The following is a 20,776-nucleotide window of genomic DNA, read 5'->3' as shown; positions in this document are numbered from 1 at the left end:
ATAGGAGCGTTAACCTTAAGTTTGACCTACCAAGACGGTTTGAAGCAAGGGAAACCCAGATGAGCGAATTTGAAACAGTCGGAAAAGTTAGCGATTTTGAAGAAAATGTTGGCCAAGCCCATCCCGTCAATGGACGTATGGTAGCGGTTTTTATGCGTAACGGCGAATTTTCCGCAATCGATGATCTATGTCCGCATATGGGAGCCTCCCTGGCGGAAGGTCATGTCGAGGAAGATACGGTGACCTGCCCGTGGCACGCTTGGCGGTTCTGCATCAAAGATGGAACCTGGGAAGATAATCCCCGTGTCAAAGTCGATTCTTTTGAAGTCCGTGTCGTCGGCGAAGATGTGCAGGTTCGCGTCAACGATTAGGGCAGCTGAATTCTTCGCGGAACCTATGCGGCCGCGGATGTTTTTGCTCTCTTGTCCACGCTTTGGCGAGCGTAGTAACCGCGTCTGCCGTAGTTGCCGTGCCTGCCGTGCCTGCCGTCGTCAGTTCCTGTTCCGAAACCGTCACTTATTGATTTCGCGTCCCCGGCGGAAATCGCTTTAAGTGGGCGTTCTGTCGCGGAGCGAAAGGCGACAATCACCAAGTCGACAGCTTGCCGGCGCGGGGATTCTGCCGGCAAAACCTACGTAGAATCTCTGGCGTTCGCTTATCGGTCGACAAACGGCCGCGCTTCATGCTGCAATCGGTCCTTCAAAACTCTTAGTCGCTGTTCAAGCTCGATGAGGATCGGATCGACCTGCCCACGTGGGGCTCGGCTTGGCGGGACGGGGATGGCATCATCGAATTCGATGATCGCTTTTAGTGGTAGCGAGGTGTCGACATCGCCTAAGAAATCTTCTTGCATGCGCTGGATCGTTTCCAGGATGCGGGTGTCGGTGCATTCTTCCGGCACCAAATAGCCCGTCACATACGATTCCAGTTGCTGGGCCATGTCGACTTCGCGAAGGGAGTGCCGGATTTTCTCTTTTTCGGTTTCTGATTCCGTCGCCAATAACCGTGGCAAAAGTTTTGTCCGTAAATTGCGGACACGATGGAGGACCGGGATCGGTTCTGCGCTGGGGGTAACTCCGGCCTCCGCTTCGGTTCGCTGTAACAGGGTTGCGATCAATCGTTTCCGTCGTTCGTCCAAATCGCCTGGATGAACGCTTCCGGTGTACTCGATTTCTTGCAAACTGAGCAGCCCTGTGGCTAGTCGTTCAATCCTCTGGAGCACCGTGCGACCGTTGGTTCGTTGCCATCCCAGCGGTTTTTCAAGTTGACTTAGCGCCTGATTGGCCCAGGCATGGATATCGCCTTGGATGACATACTTGATCCACGTGGGATGGATGACCACCGAGCCACCTGACTGCTTTTCACGGCGTTTGGCAGCGGTTCGGGCCAGGAACGCAACGCCTTCCAGAAGCGGCTGCAAATGGTCATTGGTGCGGTTGGTCGTCCCTTCCGGGAAGATGATAAGAGGGCGCTCGGCGTTGTTTAGGATTTCGATCGCCGTTTCCAACGACTGACGATCGTTCCCTTCCCGGAACAGGCTAAAGGCTCCCATCCGCCGGATCGCAAAGGATTCGAACGCGTTCTTGTTGAAAAGGTGCCAGCTGGCAATTGCGTAGACGTGCTGTTTTAGTTCGCGTGCGGGCCAACCGAGTACGAGGGGGTCGGAGTACCGGCAGTGATTCGGAGCCAGTAATATCCCATCGCGTTTATTTAACGATTCGGCGACGCTCTCTAGATTCCTGCATTCATAACCTACGATGCCGTCTTTGCGGCGCAGGTAAAAATCAACGATGTGCAGTCGCTGGATCCAGGTTGGCCAGGCATTCCCTCGGTATGGGGGAATGAACTGGTATGGTTTTTCGACGATCACACTCATCAGGAAGTCAATTTAGCCAGAGCGAATCCTACGGCCAATGCAACGATTAGCATGACTCCAAACACGGCGACCAGCAGCCACGGTATCTGTTTTTCCGGATCGGTTGATTGGTTTTGGGTGGCGGGCGAGCGTGCGGCGGGGGATTTCCCCTTTGCGCTGATTTGTCCTTTGGCGGTCGCCTTTGCAGCAGCCTTCTTCGGCAAAAAACGTTCTTTAGGCGGCAGCGTCACGCCTCGTTTTTCGGTGTTCTTTGCCATTCGTGGTGCGTATCCAGATTCTCGTTCCAGATCGATCGCACTGCTGCTTGAATCGGAGGCGGCCCGGCTTTGCGATTTCACTTTGACCAATCGGCCACTATCGGAAGCGGACAATTGGTTGCCGCTTTTGGCAACCGTTTCACCCGTGCGGCCACTTAGCGTGTCGTTTTGGTCGCTGGCATGTTTTCCCAGTTGAAGATCGGAATCAACATGAACGGTGCTGCTGTCCGAACCGAGCATCAGAGCTGCAGCGGACGGGTCCGACCCACCGGCGATACGGGTTTTCGCGTTTTTCGCTGGTAGTTTGGAATTTTCCAGCCAACGCGACATCGCCTCGGCGACGTCGGACGCTTTTTGGTATCGATAGTTGGGGTCCTTCTGGATCATTTTGACGACCATCCCTTCCAGTTCTCCCGGACAGTCGGTGCGAATCTTGCGAATCGATTCGGGCATCTCTTTTTGGTGTTTCGCGATCCGTTGTGCGAGGCTTCCCTCAGGGAAGGGAGGTTGACCGGTCAAGATGAAGTAGAGCGTACAGCCCAGTCCATAAATGTCGGCTCGGTGGTCGACGGTATGGCTGTTCAACGCCTGCTCAGGCGCTAGGTAGTCGGCGGTCCCTAAAACGTTTTCGTTATGTTCGATCGTTAACGAGGCTTCGTCATCCTGCGCGAACAACGCCAATCCCATATCAAGCAGTTTGATCGTTCCTTCGCTATCGATCAGCAGGTTCGCCGGTTTAACGTCTCGATGGATCATGCCGCGGTCATGGGCATGCTGAAGTCCTTCGGCGGCCTGGACGATCACTTCCGCAGCGGTTCGGAAATCGAACGGGCCTTCTTTGCGGACGCGAACCTGAAGGTCGTCGCCGTCGACGTGCTCCATGACCATGTAATGAAGGTCCCCTTCATTATCGATGTCGTAGGCGCGAACGATGTTTTTGTGATTGAGGGCCGCAATGGCTTTGGCTTCATTCTTGAAGCGCGCCAAGTACGAAGCGTCGTTGACTCGGCGTCGCGGCAGAACCTTAATCGCTCGGCGGTCACGCATCTGGACATGTTCACCCAGATAGACGCTGCTCATCCCCCCCGAACCAAGATGCCCTAGCAGCTTATATTTCCCGAGAAAAAATCCTTTATACTTGCCCGTCAGCAACTTGTCGGTATGCCATTCGGTCAGCAATTTATTGCGCCGAAAAATGGCTGCCATCGTCGCGGGGTCGTCGGGCAAGTTGCCATCGAATTTCTCGCGAACTTTCTCGACCAACTGGTCGCTTTTATCGGGGTCGACCAAATTACTTTTGGCGACCAATTCGATAAATCGTTCCGAGGTAAGTTTCGTCATGCGTTGCAGCCGTCCTTTCAGAGTTGAACGGCTTGAAAGCTGGCGGAGTGTAAAGGACCAAAATATAAGATAATCATCAAGATAGGGAAAATAGCAAACAACCCCACCCAAAGTAACCCAAACCTATCCGATCTGCCCAATTTCCGTCTCTTATGAGACTTGTGGAGCCAATATGACGCCAAAACACCAGAACCGCCTCCCCTCGCTTGTTTGCCTTGTTGCGAAGTACTGGGAGCCGGGGACGGTGAAAACCCGCTTGGGGGCAGACGTTGGCATGCCCGTTTCGGCCGCTTTGCATCAGCGTTTCGTCAAACACCTGACAAAACGACTGGGTGCTGGTTTGCCCGGACACTCGGATACGCCACCCCCTCAGGTACAGCAGGCGTCGTGCCAAAACAATGAATCTGCGGCCGTTAAACAGATTTGGGCGATTTCCCCCCCCGATGCCGTTGCCAAAGTCCAAGGGGAAGTGCCGGGTTGGGAGATCGGTCCGCAGGGGGATGGGGACCTAGGCGAACGCCTGCAGAGATTGTTTCAGGATCACTTGGCTTGCAGGTCGCAGGATCCGGTGGAGCAAAGCAGAATGCTGGTAATCGGAGGCGATTGTCCCGATTTGCCCGCGGCGACCATTGCCGAAGCGCTTGATCAACTGCGGACCGTCGATGCCGTGCTTGGGCCAGCATCGGACGGAGGCTACTATCTATTGGGATTGAAGGGGCCGTGGCAGGACTGGATGAAGCGCCTCTTTCAGGAGGTTCCCTGGAGTCAGCCTGAAGTGGCGGAAGTGACGCGAGATCGTTTGAAGGCAGCAGGCCGGCGCTGGCATGAACTGCCGTGCCGCGACGATGTCGACACGCTGGCTGACTTGTGCCGGTTGGTGGAACGTCTGCAAGCGAACGAAGTCGAGAGCCTTGCTGATGGCGACCCGTCGTCCGAGAGGGAACTGTTAAACGAGATTTGGGATTGCCTGCCCGTCGCGTTAAGAAGTCTGCCGGCACTGCACAAACTTGCTGGCTGCTGAATTCGTAATCATCACGAAATCGACAGCCTGCTCGTTCAGTAGGTCCCGGGAAGTTAGCAAGCGTAGTCAATAAGAATCGGAGTTACTGTGGTTTCAGTTCATTCTCAAGATGATGTATCGGTCCCGTTGCCGGATCGGTCCGCCGAGGGAGGGCCAATCCAATCGGGATCTGAAATTACGATTGTCGGCGGAGGAGTTGTCGGGTTAAGTGTCGCTTGGGAAGCCGTTCGCCGCGGTTTGCGAGTCACGGTGCTGGAAAAGAAAACGATCGGAGAGGGGACTTCCTGGACGGCAGCAGGGATCCTTCCGCCAGCGAACTGGGAAACGGCAACCGATCCGGTCGATCGACTGCGCGGCCTGAGTCATTCACTGCATCCGGTATGGGCGGCAGAGCTTCTGCAGGCGACCGGAATTGATAACGGTTTACGACGTTGCGGTGGAATTTATTTGGCGACCTCGGTGGGGGAGGCTGCAGCTTTGGTTGGGCTTCGCGCTTATTGGCAAGAATACGACATCGCCGTTGAAGCTTTATCGATGACGGAACTTGTCGCTTTGGAACCTAGCCTCACGTCCATCGTCGAAGCGGGACGCGTGAAGTCGGCGTATCGGTTGCCCGATGAATACCAGATCCGAAGTCCTGATCATTTGGCGGCGCTGCGAGCTGCCTGTGAATTGGAGGGAGTCGAAATTGTCGAATCGATTTGCGTCGATCGGCTTGATGAACAACCCGATCATATCGGTCTACAAACCGCGGCGGGAAAGCGGACAGCGGATGCGGTGGTCGTGACGGCAGGGGCTTGGTCCTCGGCGCTGGCAAAAGAGTCCGGGTTTCCGTTCGACATTATTCCTGTGCGTGGTCAGGTTCTGATGTATCACCTGTCCGAACCCCCATTTCGGCACGTTGTGAATGAAGGGAATCGCTATTTCGTCCCACGTGAAGATGGTCATCTGCTGATTGGTTCGTGTGAGGAAGAGGTTGGCTGGACAACCGAGACCACCCCTTCGGCGTTAGCCGAAATTCAGCATTGGGGCGAGCAGGTTTGGCCGGGGCTAAAATCGCATGCACCTATGCGTTCCTGGGCAGGACTGCGACCGTCGACCGTCGACGGATTTCCCTATATCGGCAAAGTCCCACAGTCTCGGCGAACCTTCGTCGCGACCGGACACTTCCGAAGTGGCATTCATCTCTCCTGTGGTAGTGCCGTCCTGATCGTGGATGCATTGATGGGGGAACCGCCCAAGATGGATCTAGATCCATTTCGAATTGGGCGTGGATGATCTGGAGTAGAGAGTCAACTTTCTTAGCGGAACGGCGCAAACCTTCCGGCAGATATTTAACAGCGGCGCCGGGAACATCATGCATTGACTATGCCCGCTGGGCTAATAAAACGCCTCGTATGTTTCGGTGTGAGTGCTATAGCTCAGAGAGGTTCTTTATCCCTGCAAGTACCCGCCCGCTGGGCTAGTAAAACGCCTTGCATGTTTCGATGCCAGTGCATTTAGGATGCGGGAAGTTCTGCCAGCATCTGCCAACAAATCCATTCCATTCTTGGTAAATGGAATGGCCCTTTCCAGAGGTTCCCCTTTAGGCGATTGCTGATTGCACCGTCACGACGCAGGTAGCCGAACCATTCGCCATTGGTTGGGTCGGCGAAGTGCTGGTAGGACCAGTCGTGTACCTGTTGGTGCCAGCGGACGTATTTTGGGTCTCCCGTTAGGATTGCAGCCAAGAGGGTCGCAATGATGGTTTCATTGTGAGGCCACCAGAATTTCATGTCTTGCCAGTACTCCTGGATCGGCGCTTCGTCCAAGCTTGTGAAGTAGAGGATGCCTCCGAATTCCTGGTCCCAGCCTCGCTCCCACATCCAGTCCAGCATCCGGCAGCCCAGTTCGATCAGGCGTGAATCTTGACGGACCTTTCCCTCCCACATGATGAACCAGGCCGCTTCGATGGCATGCCCTGGATTCAGCGTTCTTCCATCAAAATGATCGATACGTTTTCCCTCTGGAGAAACGGTTTCGACGACACATTCGATATCGTTGTGAACATGGAATGTTTCAATTTCCGCAATCGCTTGGTCGATGATCGCGTTCGCCGATTCCAGCTTGATCGATTCCCTTAACTGCTGGGCGATGTTGATGGTGATCATCGCGCCCCCGATACCTCGTGTGGGGCGGGCGTTCGTAAATTTGGCAGGTCCGGGAGGATTGGCTAAATGGTTTTGGAACGTTTGAAAACAGGCTAGTGCTTTGTCGCGATAATTCGTGTCATTGAACAGCTGGGCAAGTTCGCCGTATGCGATTGCTGCAAACGCTTCGCTAAAAGAGTAGCGTCGCTTGCGGAGCGGAATGCCGTCGCGGGTGACCTGGAAAAACATTCGTCCGTCCTCTGGATCGAAGCCGTGGGTGTCCAGAAAATCGGCTCCGCTTTTGGCCCATTGAACCCAGGTTGGATCGGGCGATAGATTGTTGGCCAGTTCTGCCAGCAGCCAGGTGAATCGGCCTTGTTGCCAGATGCTTTTGTCGGTGTCGATCACCTGGCCCCGTTCATCCAGCGAGCCAAAAAAACCGCCATGTTGCTGGTCACACGCATGGTTCAGCCAGAATGGAAGCGTGTTTTCAAGCAGCCCATCACGATAGGTTGACAGCAAGCTGGCCGTGGGCAGAGAAGGGTGAGGGGCGTACGCCATGGTTTTTGCTTGTCAGGGAATGGAATGGCAACGGGGAACGCGTTGCCAAAAGGGGGTCAGACAATTTTACCGAGCTCTGCTAGTCTGGGGGACGGCAGATGAATGCTACCGCTGGGGCCTGAAGACTCGCAAAATCTTCTCCCTTTTTAAATGAACCCCAACGCGAAGTTTCGCACGAAGCATCCGGTTAGGGCTCGATAAACAATCCTGTGGAATATTAAAAAAGATGATGTCTGAGAACGATGAGATTTTGGAGCCGCCGGGATCGATTGCGATTATCGGAGGCGGGATTCTAGGGTTGGAAGCTGCGTTGTACGGACGCTTTTTGGGGTACGACGTACAGGTTTTCGAGGCCGCACGAATCGGACAGTGGTGGGAAGAGCAGGGGGATGTCGAGCTTGGCTTTCTGCCGGGCCGCGCGATCTCCGGTTTGGCTTGGCAAGCGATTCAGGCTCAGCGTGATCAGCCGGAAGAGCTGCCCGTGTTGCCCACGACCATGGCCGAGTGGGGATCTCAGATTGTTCAGGAGCTTGCCGAAGTCGATCTTCTCCGCGGACGCGTGTTGGCATCCCACCGGGTGACCGAGGTGACCGCCGTCCCGAATGAAGAAGATCCGAACGAAACCGATTTTGTGATTCGCTGTGACGGAGCGGAAGAATCGTGGGAAGCGGAAGCGATCATCGATACAACGGGGCTCTTCTCCCCAGCCGAAGGAGAGGCTCTGGTTCCTTATCGGTACCGTTTGACGCAGCCTAGCGATAACGATTTTGAAACAAAGACCGCAACAGGGCGTGACCAAATCTGCCAGCTGTTTGCTCAGCTAGGGGATCGTCCGGATCTGGATCTGTTTCGTCCGACCAGAACCTAGGCCGGTCGATCTCCGGACGGTTTTGATTTCTGCGTAACTCTGTTTGCTGCCACCGAACCCGCTCTGGTCGGTGGAGCAACTGGCAGCTGCCTAAAGCCGCCTCCTCCGCGCCGCATTCTTGGCGTCTTCGTCCTCCGTCAGGATCCGCTCGCTGCGGTCATGGCGGAGAACCGTCGCTGAAGCGGACCCGTCGGTGCTTCTCGGCGAGAGCTCTCATCGTAGGGTCGTGCATGTGCGATGGCCCGTTTGTGCACGTCGTAACGTTTGCACCGCTGGCACGGTTTGGGCTGCCCAAGACGCCCCTTCTTTTTCGGTGTCTTCTTTTTGCAACATCCATCGCAGTCCGGCAACGTGACCTAGAGTTCTCCAGAAGTGGCTGAATCGCACGTTTGGGGACGTTACAGAGCGGATTTTTCGATGATCAAACTTTCAAGACTCGACGGTGAGCCGTTCATCTTAAACGCCGACCTCATCCGCTATGTGGAAAGTCGACCTGACACGTTCATTACGTTGACCACCGGAGAGCGGCTGGTCGTCGCTGAATCGATGGACGAAGTCGTCGATCGGTCGGTTCGCTATCAGCAACAGAAACAGTGGATACCAGGACGTTAACAGGCAGCGTTAAGACGTTCTTTTTTCTTTCATTGCATTAAAGATTGATAACAGCTCGATGGATATTGCTTCGCTAATTGGTTTGATTCTGGCGGTCGGTTTGATCGTTGGTTCGATGTTGATGGGGTCGGCTCCCATGACTGCGTTTGTCGATATTCCATCGTTCTTGGTGGTGGTTGGGGGAGCGGTCGCGGCGGCAATGATTTGTTTTCCGCTGAAGAGCATGTTGGGGGTTCCCAAGGTGATGATGAAGGTCTTCCTTAACAAAAACGAAGACGTATCCAAGTTGATTCAGCAGATCGTTGCTCTGGCAGAAACCGCTCGACGCGATGGACTGCTGGCGTTGGAAGCTCAGATTTCTGATATCGAAAACCCGCTTGTCAAAACCGGTTTACAGATGGCGGTCGACGGTAGCACACCGGAAACGGTGGAAGAGGTTTTGCGAACCGAAGTCAACGCGATCAGTACTCGCCATCGCGAAGGGAAGAGCGTGATGGATCAGTTGGGGCGGTTTGCTCCGGCTTATGGAATGATCGGAACGTTGATGGGATTGATCATGATGCTGAGCGACATGAGTGACCCGTCGGGGATTGGAGCCGGGATGGCCGTGGCTTTGATCACGACGCTCTACGGAGCGATCGTAGCCAATGTGGTCTTTTCGCCATTCGCTGAAAAGTTAGGGCTGCTTAGTCGCAAGGAAATGATTGGGATGGAGATCGCCATTCGTGGTGTGATGGCCATCCAGTCGGGAGAAAGCCCCCGTGCGATCGATCAAAAATTGCAAACCTTCTTGCCGCCTAAATTGCGTTCAAAGGAATAACCAACGATGGAAGAAGAACCAGAAGAATCCGGGCCTGAAATTCCTGAATGGGTTGTGACCTTCGGGGACATGATGTCGCTGCTGCTAACCTTTTTCATCATGTTGGTTTCGCTAAGCGAAATTAAAGAGGACGAAAAATATCAGGCGTTAGTCGATTCCATGCACCGTCAGTTTGGGTATTCAAAGTCGCTCGACAGTCTTGCCCCAGGGGACGCGAAACCTCGCGCCTCGGCGATGTCCGTGCTGGCGACGACCGGTCGAGCCAAGCGGAAAGATACTGCGAAGGGTGGTGTTCCTGAACCAGCGCCTCATGGCGAAGAACCGATGGTGCGAATCATCAGGCCTGGCAAGCGAACGGCTGTCGGTGCGGTGGTGTTTTTTGAAGTGGGGGATGCCGATCTGGACGCCGAAGGGAAACGAGTTCTGGATCAGGTTTCCGTGCAACTGCGCGGCAAGCCCCAGAAAATCGAAATTCGTGGACATGCTTCGCCAGAATTAGCCGCTCGTACAGGAGACGTTAACGAGGCGATGGATTTGGGCTACCTGCGAGCTCGCCATGTGCTGGACTATTTGGTGAACGTTACCGAACTGGACGCCAAACGTTTTCGCTTGAATTCAGCAGGTGCTACCGAACCGATGCACTCAGGGGGCGATTCCGCGAACGGACATGCGAACGCTCGAGTGGAAGTATTTCTGTTAGATGAAAATGCAGAGGACTTACGTGGAACCTCCGCCGAACGGGCTCAGCGTGTTCTCCAGACCCCAACCAATGACGAGGCCCCCTAATGGCTGATGACGCCCCTGAAAATGAAGAAGTTGCGGCTCCGAAAAAATCGGGGCTTGGCAAAGGTTTGATGATTGGGTTCATCTCGGTCGTTGTGCTTGTCGAAACAGCCCTCTTTTTCTTCTTGGTTCCTTCTGCGGAAGAAGTCAGTGCCCTCGCTGAGGCGCGTTTGATTCAATCCGTTCAAGAAGGCCAGCAGAAAGTGGAGGAACTGACCGACGAGGAGAACAGCGTCGAAGAAGTCCTGATCGGGCAATTTGGCGAAACGTTCAGCCCTCTCGATACGCAGGATCATTATCGTGTTGAACTGAACCTTTTTGGTTTGGTGCGAAAAAAAGATCTGGAGAAAATGAATGCGGAGAAAACCTCCAAAGAAGGGCGTATTCGGCATGCGGTGCGGATGAAAATCCGGATGTCGGACCTTTCTGAACTGGATGAGAACCAATTGGGGTTGCTGCAAAGACGAATTTTGACGACATGTAATCATCTGTTGGAAGACGACCTGTTACTTTCTGTCGGATTCCGCGATTATCAGTTGTACAAAGAATAAAAGGCTGAATTCGTGAGCGAGTCGCCCTCAGCAAAAAACGCTGAAACTACCGAAGATGCTTCTCCTGTGGGGGAGGACGGCGGTTTGGCGACCGACAAAAAACAAGAAGTCTCTCCGCACGATATCGAAAAATTGATCGCGGATGCTCAGGCTGGCGTCGATCAAGCGGTCGGGAATGATCCCGATAGTGACGCCCAACCATTCCATCTGAATAATCTGGAATCGGTCGCCCAGGGTGGCGAAACCCATCCGATGCAGTTGCTGGGCGATGTTGAATTAGATCTGAGGATTGAACTAGGCCGCACCCAAATGCGGCTGGAAGAAGTCCTAAAGTTGCGGGGCGGAGCCGTCGTCGCTCTCGATAAATTGGCCGGAGACCCCGTGGACGTTTACGTCAACGGACGCTTGATTGCACGTGGCGAAGTCCTGGTGATGAACGATAATTTCTGCGTTCGTGTAACCGAATTGCTAGGAGCCACCGCGTGATGTATTCCAGATTCGATCGGCTATCTAGATTCCCCTGCAAAGGATTTCTAAGCGGGTTCGCTGCTTGTATTCTTGCCGGAATCAGCCTCACCTCGGCTGGTTTTGCACAATCGATCCAAGGGCAAGGTTTTGCCCAATCCGAGACGCAGGAAGCGACGAGATATCGTCCCGCTGATGAAGTCGTCTTGGCGCGACCTGGCGATCGAGTGACCTTGGTGAATGCTCAGGATGCCGGCCACGATCAGGCTGCTGCAAGTCCTTTTCGCGGTGAAGCTGCTCCAGCCTCCCGCGACGTTTCTCCATTTCGCTCGGTAGAAACGAACCCGGATGAGGAAAAGCAGGCGCGGCAAACGCTTCCTCTGGCCACCGTTATCAGTTCGCTTGCCATCGTCCTCGGGTTGTTTGCCGCCCTGGTCTGGGTTTGGCGCCGCGGAGGTGGATCGACGCTCGGAGGATTGTCGAAAGAAGCGTTTCAGGTCATTGGCCGCAGCCCGTTGGCACCGCGGCAGAATATGGTTTTGGTCCGTTGTGGGCGTCGCGTTCTTGTCCTTGCCGTTAGTGGGACATCCACCTCGACGTTGGCGGAGATCACCGACCCGGACGAAGTGGCTGAACTGTTGGCTCTGACAGGAGGCGGGGTAGGGCACCACCAGTTTCAGCAAACGTTGGCGGAACTAGGAAAAGAGCGTCCGCAGCAAAAACGTTTTGTGGACACGGATGAGGAAGATCGACCGCGGCACCTGTTTGCCAGCGTTTGAGGCTTTCAGAGTCCTTTTAGACGCGCATCGAATCAGTGGTTTTGTTAGAATGGTTGGAAACTCCGTTTCCCGCCTTCATTCGATGTACCTCCCGCCCGCCATGAATCGATACTGCACCGGCGTTCTCCGAACGTTGTCGGCCTTTCTGCTATGCGTTTTGCCCGCTTTCGAGGGGGCTCTTTGTTTGGACGTTGCTGCTGCTGAACCGGCGGAGACCGATACTCCTCAGCCGGTCGCCAAATGGGATTTCGAAACCCCTCTTTCGGTGAAGCTTGTTGGCGGAGGCCAGATTCAAGAATCAAGCTTGATCGCTCCGGAATTCCCAGATTTCCAAGAACAGCATCAGTCGCTGCATCTGGGGCTGGGGTCGTATTTGCGAATCGCAGATCATCCGGATGGTCGTTTTGACTTTGCTTCCGGGGATGAAATCACGTTGGAGGCTTGGGTACGTTTGGACGGTTTTGGTCAGAATGCTTATCTGATTGGAAAAGGACGCACAGGGAATCCAGGCACGACGGCTAACAACCAAAGCTGGGCGCTGCGTTTGCGATCCAAAGGTGGTTCGGCTTGCGTTAATTTCCTTTTCCGCAGCCGGCCATCGGCCGATGCCCCTGATTCGGAAGGGCAATGGCATCGCTGGACGTCTAACCAAGGATTCACGCCTGGTTCGGGGTGGCATCATGTGGCCGTCACCTACCGGTTTGGAGATTCCGACCCCAATAACATCCGCGGCTATTTAGATGGTAAGCAGGTCGCGGGCCGCTGGGATATGGATGGCGCCACCAGTCGACCTCCAGTAAACGATGACGATGAAGTCTGGATTGGATCGACCATGAAGGGGGATAAAAGTAATTCGCTTCACGGCGATATCGATGGCATCGCGGTTTATCGGAAGGTGCTGCCGCCTGAAACTTTTAAGGCACGCTACCGATACAATCCGCAGCCGCGCGTGGTTACTGAGGTCCCAGAGGGAAAAGTCGCCGTCCAAATGTATGGCCCTATCGCCTCGACCGGAACCATTCCGACGCGTGTCGGCAAACTGTTAACCACCTGGATTCAGGACGACCTTGCTTTCGTGCAGTTGCCTCACCGATATGACGAGTGGGGGATCCGGCAAGACTGGGGACGCCCCTTGTTGGTGCAAGCAACCACCGATGTTGCGGTTCCGGCCGGGAAACACCGAATCCTGGTTCGAGCTCGTGGGCTGTCACGCCTGTGGATCGATGATGAATTGGTTCTAACAACGCGTGCACAACCCAATCGCGCTGGGGCTCATCACGTGGTCGACCCGTTGCCGGAAGTGCTTTTTCCGGGGATGCGCCCGCATGCGATGAGCGAGCAAGAGAAAGTGATCGAACACACGTTTGAAGGACAGCCCAGTCGGTTTGTTCTCGAATCGATTGTTGGCGGCCCACGTTATCGCCCCGAATTTGGGGAGAACTGCGTCGCAATCGAATTGGAAGGGACGTCGATGTTCACCATCCTCGCGCCTCAGCCGGTCCATCCGTTGACGGACGAAGGCTGGGAAGCGGTGGTCGAAAAAACCGCTCAACAAATCAGTCAACAGGACCTTCAGAATCGCAGGAAGGCATCCGAAGCGTCCAAGGCTTACTGGGACAAACGGCACCGGTTTGCGGTCCAGAATCGAATGAGCGATACGCCAGCGGAGCAGGGGATCGACGGTCTTTTGGCGGCTCGTTTGTCGTCCGAACTCCAACGGGCCGCTGGATCGGAAGCCGCCTCGGACGATCAGAACCTTTTCGCCGAGCAGATCGAACCGATCCTCGCACAGCATTGCTACCGCTGCCACGGTGAAAAAGAGCAGGGGGGACTGAGCCTGCGATCGAGAGAAAAAATGTTGGCTGGGGGAGAATCCGAAATCCCCGCTGTGGTCCCCGGAAAACCTGAAGAAAGTCAGTTGTTCGAACTGGTGTCGGCTGCGGCGGATGATTATCGCATGCCTCCACAAGGCGACGGGCTGACCGAAAAGCAAGTCGCTGCGGTCCGAACCTGGATCGAACAAGGTGCGGTTGTGCCCGCCAAACCGATCACGGCGACTGCCGAAGTCACTCCGGTTTCCAGCGACGAGGTTTTTCTGCGCCGGGTTTATCTGGATACCGTTGGCGTTGCACCTAGCATCTCCGAAGCGACCGAATTTCTGTCCAGCACCGATCCTGATCGTCGGCGGAAGCTGATTGATCAGTTGTTGAAAGACCCTCGCGTCGCAGACAACTGGGTTGGCTATTGGCAGGACGCACTTGCCGAAAATCCGAATTTATTGAAACCGACGTTGAATAACACGGGCCCGTTTCGCTGGTGGATTCATGAAGCGTTAACGGATAATAAACCACTCGATCGTTTTGCGACCGAGCTGATCATGATGCGGGGAAGTACTTGGGATGGCGGGACGGCCGGGTTTGCGGTCGCTTCACAAAATGATGCTCCGATGGCAGCCAAAGCCTATGTGCTGGGGACCGCGTTCATGGGAGTGCAGATGAAATGTGCTCGCTGTCATGATGCTCCCTATCACCAGTGGAAGCAGGGCGACCTATTTCAGATGGCTGCGATGTTGGAGCGGAAGCCGATCAAGCTGCCTGCCAGCAGCACGGTCCCTCCAGCGTTTTTTGCCGCTCAGGAACGAGAATCCTTAATCAAGGCGACGCTTCAACCGGGCGAAGCCGTTCAGCCCGAATGGCCGTTCGCTGATATCATCCCTGACGTGCCTGGCGAACTGCTTGAAAATCCTGACGATAGTCGCGAACGTTTGGCGGCTCAATTGACGCTGTCTAGGCGTTTTGCTCAGATCATGGTCAACCGAGTTTGGGGACGTTTGATGGGATTGGCCCTTGTCGAACCTGTCGATGACTGGGAAGGGAACCCGCCAAGCGATCCAGCATTGCTTGAGTACCTGGCCGACGAGCTTATTCAGTCAGGATATGATTTTAGGCATCTGTGCCGAACGATTATGAATAGCGAAGCCTATCAGCGGACCGCGATTGATCGTGAAGAAGGGATCGAGCCTGAATCACGTTTTTATGCAGGCCCCTATCGTCGGCGAATGACCGCAGAGCAAGTGGTCGATACCGCTTTCCATGCGGTCGGGATGCCGCTTGGCACCGAAGAGCTGACGATGGACGTTGAGGGAACGTTGCCGCCGAGTACTTTCTTGAATTTTGGTTATCCCGAAAGAGCCTGGGAATTTACGACCCTCGCAAACGAACGAGATCGACCAAGCCTTGCGTTGCCGAAAACCCAAGCGGTCGCCGATGTGCTAAAAGCCTTTGGATGGCGAAATTCCCGTCCGGAGCCGATTGCCGAGCGAGAGCTTGCGGCCAACCTGATTCAGCCAGCAGTGCTCGCTAACGGAACTTTGGGAACCTGGTTGACCAGGCTGTCCGAAGAGAGTGGTCTGACCACCGAAGTCCTACGGGATCAGCCGCTGGAAACGTTGGTCGATCGCCTGTTTTTGACGATGCTGACACGTTACCCAACGGATGCCGAACAGGCTCGTTTTGTGGCTCTGCTTGAAGAGGGCTACGCCGATCGAATGGTTCCCTTAGCGGAAGTCGATCCGTTGCCCGAACAGGAACGCTTTCGGTTTGTTTCGTGGTCCAACCATTTGAATTCCGAAGCGAACAAGATCAAAGTCGAAATGGAAGAGCGTGTTCGACAAGGTCCACCAGCGACTCCCTTCATTCGGGCTGAATGGCGAACCAAATTTGAAGATGCCGTTTGGTCGCTGTTGAACGCTCCCGAAATGGTGATGATTCCGTAATCGTCGCCGTTCATCGGGGGTGTGGTTTAAGGCGTGGCGCAAGTTGTGCCGCAGGATGAAGGTAGCGGACTGCTTTTGTTGTCCCGCGTTTAACAGCTTGTTGATCTGGTGATTGTCCCCTTTCGCTCGGCGAAAGAACGATCCCTTAAAGCTGTTTTCGCGGGGGCGTGAAAGCAATAAGTGACGGCTTCCGAGTGAAGGTGTTGGTGCGCGGCAATGCATCCGAAAATCCCAACCCGCTGCGTGAGCGAGGGACCGGGAACGCGGTCTGCAATCCTTCGCTTATGCATTTTGAAGTGACTGCTGTGGTCAATCGTCCTGATTTCCGTATTCTTGCGGATGCCTCAAATCATCGGCTATTTCAGCACCATTTTAGCTCCAAGGATCGAGAGTTCCGTTTCCGGGACAAGCTAGGAAACGGAACTTTTTTGAAATCCTCCGGGTTAAATTCAGGCTAGGCGTGCAATTTTCCGGCGCCGCGTTCGATGCTAAAAGTCGAAGTTTGCTGAATCGGTTCCTTCCTCCGGTATGGTGAATTTGATTTTTCCACCGGTTGCTTCTTCTGGCAACCGCATTTTGCGAGGGGCGTCTGCTTCGGGGCCCTCCATCGCCTCGTTGTCTTCTCCTTTAGGCGCTAGTCGCACAACATGTTCGCCTGGTACCGCACCGACTCCTCCATCCTCCGTCGCTAAACTGAGCGTGAATTTTCCGCTGTCATCGGTGGTCGCTGTTGATCGCGGGGCATTGACCCCGTTTTCGATTAGTTCGAACTGAAGCCAGACATTTGCTGCGGGTTTTCCGTTTACGGTCACGGTCCCCGACACCGGAACGGTCGTGTAGGAGGGGCCGCAGCCGACGGCGAGAGTGCAAAGGCATGATGCCATTAATAATTTTGTCATTTGCAAAGGTGAATTCGTCCGTGTTGTCATGAGGGTCGCTTTCCTGGGTCGGATGAGAAATTTGAAAAAGGGGGAACGCCACCAAACTGCGAGCATTTGAAAAGCCCGACATTTTAGAAGCGACCCTGCCCCCTGCTTCGCACGCTAAATGGGTGCGAAGCAAGGGGTGATCCATGGAGGTCGAGGTGAGCATGCCGCTCGTTCGAGAGTGTCGACTATGGGAACTGAACGACTTCGCCACCGTAGGCACTTGCTAGGCCGACGTAGACATCCATGTTGACCGTATCGCTGATGAAGCGAACCGAACCATCGCAGACGGCCCAGTTGTTCCCCGCGGGGTGGTAACTGCCAAATCCTCGTTTACAGATGTTGCTGCTGGGAACATTGGCTAGGCATTCTGCCCAGCGGTGGGCGGCGATCGATGCCCCGTAAGGAACGGCTCCGCTGGCATTGTAGGAGGTGTAGCTATAGGCCCAGAAGGTTCCGCGGCGGTCTTTGTCTTTGGGACGGTGAAGTTCACCGATCAAAAGGGTGTTCGAAGTACCATCGGTGATCCCCATCGATTCCTGTTGCAGTTGTTCGTCAACAAAGTGCATGGCACCGATCCAGGACGAAGGGATGCCACTGTATTCGTCGCCATCCCACCAGCCGCCGTTGGTTACATCTTTGTGCCCAGCGCTTGCACCGGTCATGCAACGATAAGACCCTCTAGCCCAGTCCTGCCCACTTCCGCGGCCGGATTCAGGTCTGCCCGTCTGCTTGACATTTAAATCCGATGGGCAGGCATACGTTTCAACGAATTGGCTGTTGACGTTGGCCATGTTCCAAGTCGAATTGTTGTTTTCTTCTTGGCGATAGAGTTCGTACAGGTTGTTTTGCTCGATGTAGGGGAGGATCGCAATCGCCCAGTTCGACCGATAGGGGCCTCCGAAACCGGTTACCGTGGTGATTTTTCCAGCCGGCAGTTTTCCAAACGTGTCGTGGTAATTGTGACAAGCAAGAGTCATTTGCTTAAGATTGTTGCCACATTGCATGCGGCGAGCGGCTTCTCGAGCGGCCTGAACGGCTGGCAGCAGCAGCCCAACCAGTACGCCGATGATGGCGATCACCACCAATAATTCAACAAGAGTAAAACCTGCGCGTGAAGAGTGCCTGTTCATAACAGCAACCTCAATGATAAGAGAAAAGAGAGCATCTCTGTTCGATGTGGATGGAAAAGACCCCGGTACAAGAAATCGAATGATAAGCCTGCCCAGGCTCGATTTCTTTCCGCATCACAACGGTGAATCATCGTTATGACGGATGTGAGAACCCATTGCAAGTGAATTTAAAGCCCGTTATTTCACTTTAGGGAGCTGCCTGGTGCCGTTGGGTGGGGTGCGTAGGTTTTTCCGGACAGTTGGAACCGGTTTTTGGCGCGGGATTTTACAGCCGCATCGAGGGACCTGCGATTTATAAGTTGGCGGTTTCCTAGCCGATTGCCGCGGTGTGGCAATGCATCCGAAAATCCCAACCTGCTGCGTGCGCGAGCGACCGGGAACGCGATCCGCAATCCCTCGCTTATGCAGCGGTGTGGGATTTGGGCAGCCTGCGATCTTACTCGCATCTCGTTTATCGCACGTCCCAGGATGCGGCTTGATTGTTGGCCGTTATCTGCGGCGCCGCACGGTTTTGAAGAAGTTGGTTTCGCCTGTCGAAAGGCGAAACCACTATCGGGAAATTAGCGTCGCCGCGTTTTATTCTTCTTTCCAGTCCGTGCGTGTTTGGACTGGTTCTTCTTGGTGCCCGTCTTGGAGGTTCCTCCAAAGGCTTTTGCTTTGCCTGGTTTCTTGACGGGCGTTTTCTTTCCCTCGCGTGCGACCGTGTGATTTTTGATCACCGATAAGAAAAGCTGTCGTTCACGCACATCGACCTTGGCGATCTGGATCGTCAGTTGATCGCCCAGTCGAAAACGATTCAGTTCTTTGTGTCCTTCAATCACCTGTCCGCGTCGCTCGTACCGATAGTTATCGTTTGGCAGGGCGGTAATCGGAATGAAACCTTCGATCGGCAGTTTCAAACAGCGTGCGTTTAGTCCATCGGGATAGACTCGGCTGATCACGGCTTCCATTTTTTCACCCACATGTTTTTTCAGGTGGTGAAGCAATTTGACTTGGATCAGTTCGCGTTCGGCGCGTTCTGCATTCCGCTCTTGGTCGCTGCAGTGATGTCCGTCGCGGAGCAATACCGGGAACGGATCATCGGGCGTCGGAACCTTGTCGATGATCTTTTGGACCAGTCGATGGACCATCAGGTCGGGATAACGCCGGATGGGGCTAGTGAAGTGGCAGTAATGCTGCATGTCCAACGCATAATGCCCATCACGATGAGGCCCATAAATGGCTTTGTTCATCGCTCTGAGGACCGCGAAATTGACCGCATGTTCCAGCGGTCCTCCCGCGACGGTGCTCAGCACTTTCTGGATTTCAAAACGGCTTTCCAGGGTGTCTACCTGGATGCCAATGTCTTTGACGAACTGCTGCAGTTGTCTTAATTTACGCCGCTCCGGTGCAGGGTGGATGCGGTGCAAGAAGTTGAGTTCCAGGTCGTCTAACCAAGTCGCAACCGCTTGGTTTCCGGCCAACATGAACTCTTCGATGATCTGATGGCTTTCGGTATTGACCGCCAGGAATGCCCCTTTGACTTTGCCCTGTTTGTCAAGGTTTAGTTTGATGTCGGGCATGTCCATGGTTAACGCGCCTCGATCGAGGCGACGTTTTCGCAAGGTCATTGCCAGGTTGTACATGTGTGCCAGCAGGTCGACGATCGGTTCGCCCCATTCTTTCCGGGCGTCGTCGGGGTTGGCGATGAATTGATCGACCTGTTCGTAATTCAGTCGCTTATCGCTGCGGATCGCGGCGTTGTAGACTTCGGTGCTGGTGACGGTTCCATCGTCCAGCATTTCGATTTCAACCGTTTTGGTGAATCGAATCTGCTCGGGCTGCAAACTGGCCATGTGGTTGCTGATGATCTCTGGGATCATCGGGATCACGCGACCTGGTAGGTAGACGCTTGTCCCACGTTTGTAAGCTTCCGCGTCGATCGGGCCGCCGGCCGGGACAAACGAAGAAACGTCCGCGATGTGGACCCAAAGTGTCCAGCGTCCATCGGCATGCTTTAGCGAAATCGCGTCGTCAAAATCGCGTGCATCGAAAGGGTCGATGGTGATCGTCAGCAGGTCGGTCAGGTCTTTGCGTTCGGCGGGAACCTTCGAATCATCGAAACGATCGGATTCGGCTCGAGCGGCATCGATGACCGCTTCGGGGAAGGCATCGGGAAGCCCGTACTGCCGCATGATCATGATCGTATCGATCGCTGGGTTTTTGCTGCTACCCAGAACTTCCATGATGACCGCTTCGCCACCTTTCCCCTGAGCATCGGGGAATTCGACCATTTCGACGACTACTTTGTCATCGTTCTCGACAGGTAGGCCGCGGACATCTCCGACCGAGATCGGGGCTTCGTAGGGGACTCCGTCCAGGTAGACCATCGATTCGCCATTTTCCAGGCGGTACGATCCGGTGAACTGCCGACGGCTCCGTTCGATGATCTTTAGAACGGTTCCTTCCATGCCGTTTCCACGGCGGTTACTGCGGCCGCGGACCCGGATTTCGACAACGTCCCCGTAAAGGGCTCCGAGGGTTTCGCCCGGGGGGATAAAGATGTCGTCGGGTGCTTCGGTTTCCGTCCCGCCCGAATTGGGGCGGACAAAACCAAAGCCGCCGACCGCGGGGCGAAAACTGCCACGGACGATATCGATATTGCCGCGCGCCAGGGCAGGGCTGATGATCATATGGTTCGAGCCGTAGGCCAGCTGCCCTTGGGCGGCGAGCCATTTGATCACCCGTTTGAGCTCACGCGTCTCCTCGGCATCTAATTTCAACGCGGAGGCAAGCTGCTTTGGTTTGCCAGGTTGATAATTAGGGGAGTGAATTAGTTGAAGGACGCGGTCGGTTAGTTCTTTAGATACTTCCATGGTGAAAGCATAGTCGATATTTCC

17 protein-coding genes are annotated in these 20,776 nt (G+C 54.7%); 11 read left to right on the top strand and 6 right to left on the bottom strand.

Annotated features, from left to right (window positions below; translation table 11 throughout):
- Window positions 1–59 precede the first annotated feature (59 nt).
- Window positions 60–371 (top strand): Rieske (2Fe-2S) protein, encoded by a 312-nt coding sequence (locus tag FF011L_RS21810; RefSeq protein ID WP_145354091.1) that lies wholly within the window; start codon window positions 60–62, stop codon window positions 369–371.
- Window positions 372–655: 284 nt separating this feature from the next.
- Here the strand turns inward: FF011L_RS21810 and FF011L_RS21805 are convergent, their stop codons facing one another.
- On the bottom strand, window positions 656–1,876 hold the full coding sequence (locus FF011L_RS21805; protein ID WP_145354090.1) for a lysophospholipid acyltransferase family protein: 1,221 nt from the start codon (window positions 1,874–1,876) through the stop codon (window positions 656–658).
- Complete coding sequence (locus FF011L_RS21800) at window positions 1,876–3,474, bottom strand: serine/threonine protein kinase (RefSeq protein WP_145354089.1); 1,599 nt, start codon at window positions 3,472–3,474, stop codon at window positions 1,876–1,878. The genes FF011L_RS21805 and FF011L_RS21800 overlap by 1 nt, the downstream gene beginning before the upstream one ends.
- Before the next feature lie 172 nt (window positions 3,475–3,646).
- Here FF011L_RS21800 and FF011L_RS21795 point away from each other — a divergent pair, with 172 nt between their 5' ends.
- Both FF011L_RS21795 and thiO read left to right on the top strand, forming a co-directional pair.
- On the top strand, window positions 3,647–4,495 hold the full coding sequence (locus FF011L_RS21795; RefSeq protein WP_145354088.1) for a TIGR04282 family arsenosugar biosynthesis glycosyltransferase: 849 nt from the start codon (window positions 3,647–3,649) through the stop codon (window positions 4,493–4,495).
- Between the two features lie 87 nt (window positions 4,496–4,582).
- Window positions 4,583–5,773, top strand: coding sequence for a glycine oxidase ThiO (thiO, locus tag FF011L_RS21790; protein ID WP_218932802.1), 1,191 nt, complete (start codon window positions 4,583–4,585; stop codon window positions 5,771–5,773).
- Between the two features lie 221 nt (window positions 5,774–5,994).
- On the opposite strand, the gene FF011L_RS21785 is transcribed toward thiO, so the two are convergent.
- Entirely contained in the window at window positions 5,995–7,185 is a 1,191-nt protein-coding gene (locus FF011L_RS21785; RefSeq protein ID WP_145354086.1) for an AGE family epimerase/isomerase, read from the bottom strand.
- Between the two features lie 226 nt (window positions 7,186–7,411).
- Between FF011L_RS21785 and FF011L_RS21780 the strand changes: the two genes are divergently transcribed.
- The 8 genes from FF011L_RS21780 to FF011L_RS21745 all read left to right on the top strand — a co-directional run bounded on the left by FF011L_RS21780 (window position 7,412) and on the right by FF011L_RS21745 (window position 15,838).
- Window positions 7,412–8,053 carry a hypothetical protein gene (locus FF011L_RS21780; protein ID WP_145354085.1) on the top strand — a complete coding sequence of 214 codons (642 nt, stop codon included), beginning with the start codon at window positions 7,412–7,414 and terminating at the stop codon, window positions 8,051–8,053.
- A 417-nt stretch (window positions 8,054–8,470) separates the two neighbouring features.
- A complete protein-coding gene (locus tag FF011L_RS21775; protein WP_145354084.1) occupies window positions 8,471–8,665 on the top strand; it encodes a flagellar FlbD family protein in 195 nt (64 codons plus the stop codon).
- Window positions 8,666–8,723: 58 nt separating this feature from the next.
- Window positions 8,724–9,485, top strand: a complete 762-nt coding sequence (locus FF011L_RS21770; RefSeq protein ID WP_145354083.1) for a motility protein A — start codon at window positions 8,724–8,726, stop codon at window positions 9,483–9,485.
- 6 nt (window positions 9,486–9,491) lie between these two features.
- On the top strand, window positions 9,492–10,271 hold the full coding sequence (locus tag FF011L_RS21765; RefSeq protein ID WP_145354082.1) for an OmpA/MotB family protein: 780 nt from the start codon (window positions 9,492–9,494) through the stop codon (window positions 10,269–10,271).
- Window positions 10,271–10,819 carry a dihydrolipoamide acetyltransferase gene (locus FF011L_RS21760; protein WP_145354081.1) on the top strand — a complete coding sequence of 183 codons (549 nt, stop codon included), beginning with the start codon at window positions 10,271–10,273 and terminating at the stop codon, window positions 10,817–10,819. Before FF011L_RS21765 ends, FF011L_RS21760 begins: the two co-directional genes overlap by 1 nt.
- A 12-nt stretch (window positions 10,820–10,831) precedes the next feature.
- Entirely contained in the window at window positions 10,832–11,305 is a 474-nt protein-coding gene (fliN, locus tag FF011L_RS21755) for a flagellar motor switch protein FliN (RefSeq protein WP_246109561.1), read from the top strand.
- The gene (locus FF011L_RS21750) at window positions 11,305–12,063 is read left to right on the top strand and encodes a FliO/MopB family protein (protein WP_145354080.1); all 759 of its coding nucleotides are present in this window, start codon (window positions 11,305–11,307) and stop codon (window positions 12,061–12,063) included. The genes fliN and FF011L_RS21750 overlap by 1 nt, the downstream gene beginning before the upstream one ends.
- A 100-nt stretch (window positions 12,064–12,163) precedes the next feature.
- On the top strand, window positions 12,164–15,838 hold the full coding sequence (locus tag FF011L_RS21745) for a DUF1553 domain-containing protein (RefSeq protein ID WP_218932801.1): 3,675 nt from the start codon (window positions 12,164–12,166) through the stop codon (window positions 15,836–15,838).
- A 488-nt stretch (window positions 15,839–16,326) separates the two neighbouring features.
- Here the strand turns inward: FF011L_RS21745 and FF011L_RS21740 are convergent, their stop codons facing one another.
- The 3 genes from FF011L_RS21740 to rnr form a co-directional block, all read right to left on the bottom strand.
- The gene (locus FF011L_RS21740) at window positions 16,327–16,722 is read right to left on the bottom strand and encodes a DUF6795 domain-containing protein (protein ID WP_145354078.1); all 396 of its coding nucleotides are present in this window, start codon (window positions 16,720–16,722) and stop codon (window positions 16,327–16,329) included.
- 230 nt (window positions 16,723–16,952) lie between these two features.
- Window positions 16,953–17,897, bottom strand: a complete 945-nt coding sequence (locus FF011L_RS21735; protein ID WP_145354077.1) for a DUF1559 domain-containing protein — start codon at window positions 17,895–17,897, stop codon at window positions 16,953–16,955.
- 560 nt (window positions 17,898–18,457) lie between these two features.
- Window positions 18,458–20,752 (bottom strand): ribonuclease R, encoded by a 2,295-nt coding sequence (rnr, locus tag FF011L_RS21730; protein ID WP_145354076.1) that lies wholly within the window; start codon window positions 20,750–20,752, stop codon window positions 18,458–18,460.
- Between the last annotated feature and the right edge of the window lie 24 nt (window positions 20,753–20,776).

It is taken from the genome of Roseimaritima multifibrata, assembly GCF_007741495.1.
GTDB classification, from domain to species: Bacteria; Planctomycetota; Planctomycetia; order Pirellulales; family Pirellulaceae; genus Roseimaritima; species Roseimaritima multifibrata.
This window is presented reverse-complemented; position numbering and strand designations above follow the sequence as displayed.

Bases quoted from the DNA above. Each gene is read 5' to 3' on its own strand.
- FF011L_RS21810 (WP_145354091.1), top strand. From the start codon at position 60: ATGAGCGAATTTGAAACAGTCGGAAAAGTTAGCGATTTTGAAGAAAAT.
- FF011L_RS21805 (WP_145354090.1), bottom strand. From the start codon at position 1,876: ATGAGTGTGATCGTCGAAAAACCATACCAGTTCATTCCCCCATACCGA.
- FF011L_RS21800 (WP_145354089.1), bottom strand. From the start codon at position 3,474: ATGACGAAACTTACCTCGGAACGATTTATCGAATTGGTCGCCAAAAGT.
- FF011L_RS21795 (WP_145354088.1), top strand. From the start codon at position 3,647: ATGACGCCAAAACACCAGAACCGCCTCCCCTCGCTTGTTTGCCTTGTT.
- FF011L_RS21785 (WP_145354086.1), bottom strand. From the start codon at position 7,185: ATGGCGTACGCCCCTCACCCTTCTCTGCCCACGGCCAGCTTGCTGTCA.
- FF011L_RS21780 (WP_145354085.1), top strand. From the start codon at position 7,412: ATGATGTCTGAGAACGATGAGATTTTGGAGCCGCCGGGATCGATTGCG.
- FF011L_RS21775 (WP_145354084.1), top strand. From the start codon at position 8,471: ATGATCAAACTTTCAAGACTCGACGGTGAGCCGTTCATCTTAAACGCC.
- FF011L_RS21770 (WP_145354083.1), top strand. From the start codon at position 8,724: ATGGATATTGCTTCGCTAATTGGTTTGATTCTGGCGGTCGGTTTGATC.
- FF011L_RS21765 (WP_145354082.1), top strand. From the start codon at position 9,492: ATGGAAGAAGAACCAGAAGAATCCGGGCCTGAAATTCCTGAATGGGTT.
- FF011L_RS21760 (WP_145354081.1), top strand. From the start codon at position 10,271: ATGGCTGATGACGCCCCTGAAAATGAAGAAGTTGCGGCTCCGAAAAAA.
- FF011L_RS21750 (WP_145354080.1), top strand. From the start codon at position 11,305: ATGTATTCCAGATTCGATCGGCTATCTAGATTCCCCTGCAAAGGATTT.
- FF011L_RS21745 (WP_218932801.1), top strand. From the start codon at position 12,164: ATGAATCGATACTGCACCGGCGTTCTCCGAACGTTGTCGGCCTTTCTG.
- FF011L_RS21740 (WP_145354078.1), bottom strand. From the start codon at position 16,722: ATGGCATCATGCCTTTGCACTCTCGCCGTCGGCTGCGGCCCCTCCTAC.
- FF011L_RS21735 (WP_145354077.1), bottom strand. From the start codon at position 17,897: ATGAACAGGCACTCTTCACGCGCAGGTTTTACTCTTGTTGAATTATTG.
- rnr (WP_145354076.1), bottom strand. From the start codon at position 20,752: ATGGAAGTATCTAAAGAACTAACCGACCGCGTCCTTCAACTAATTCAC.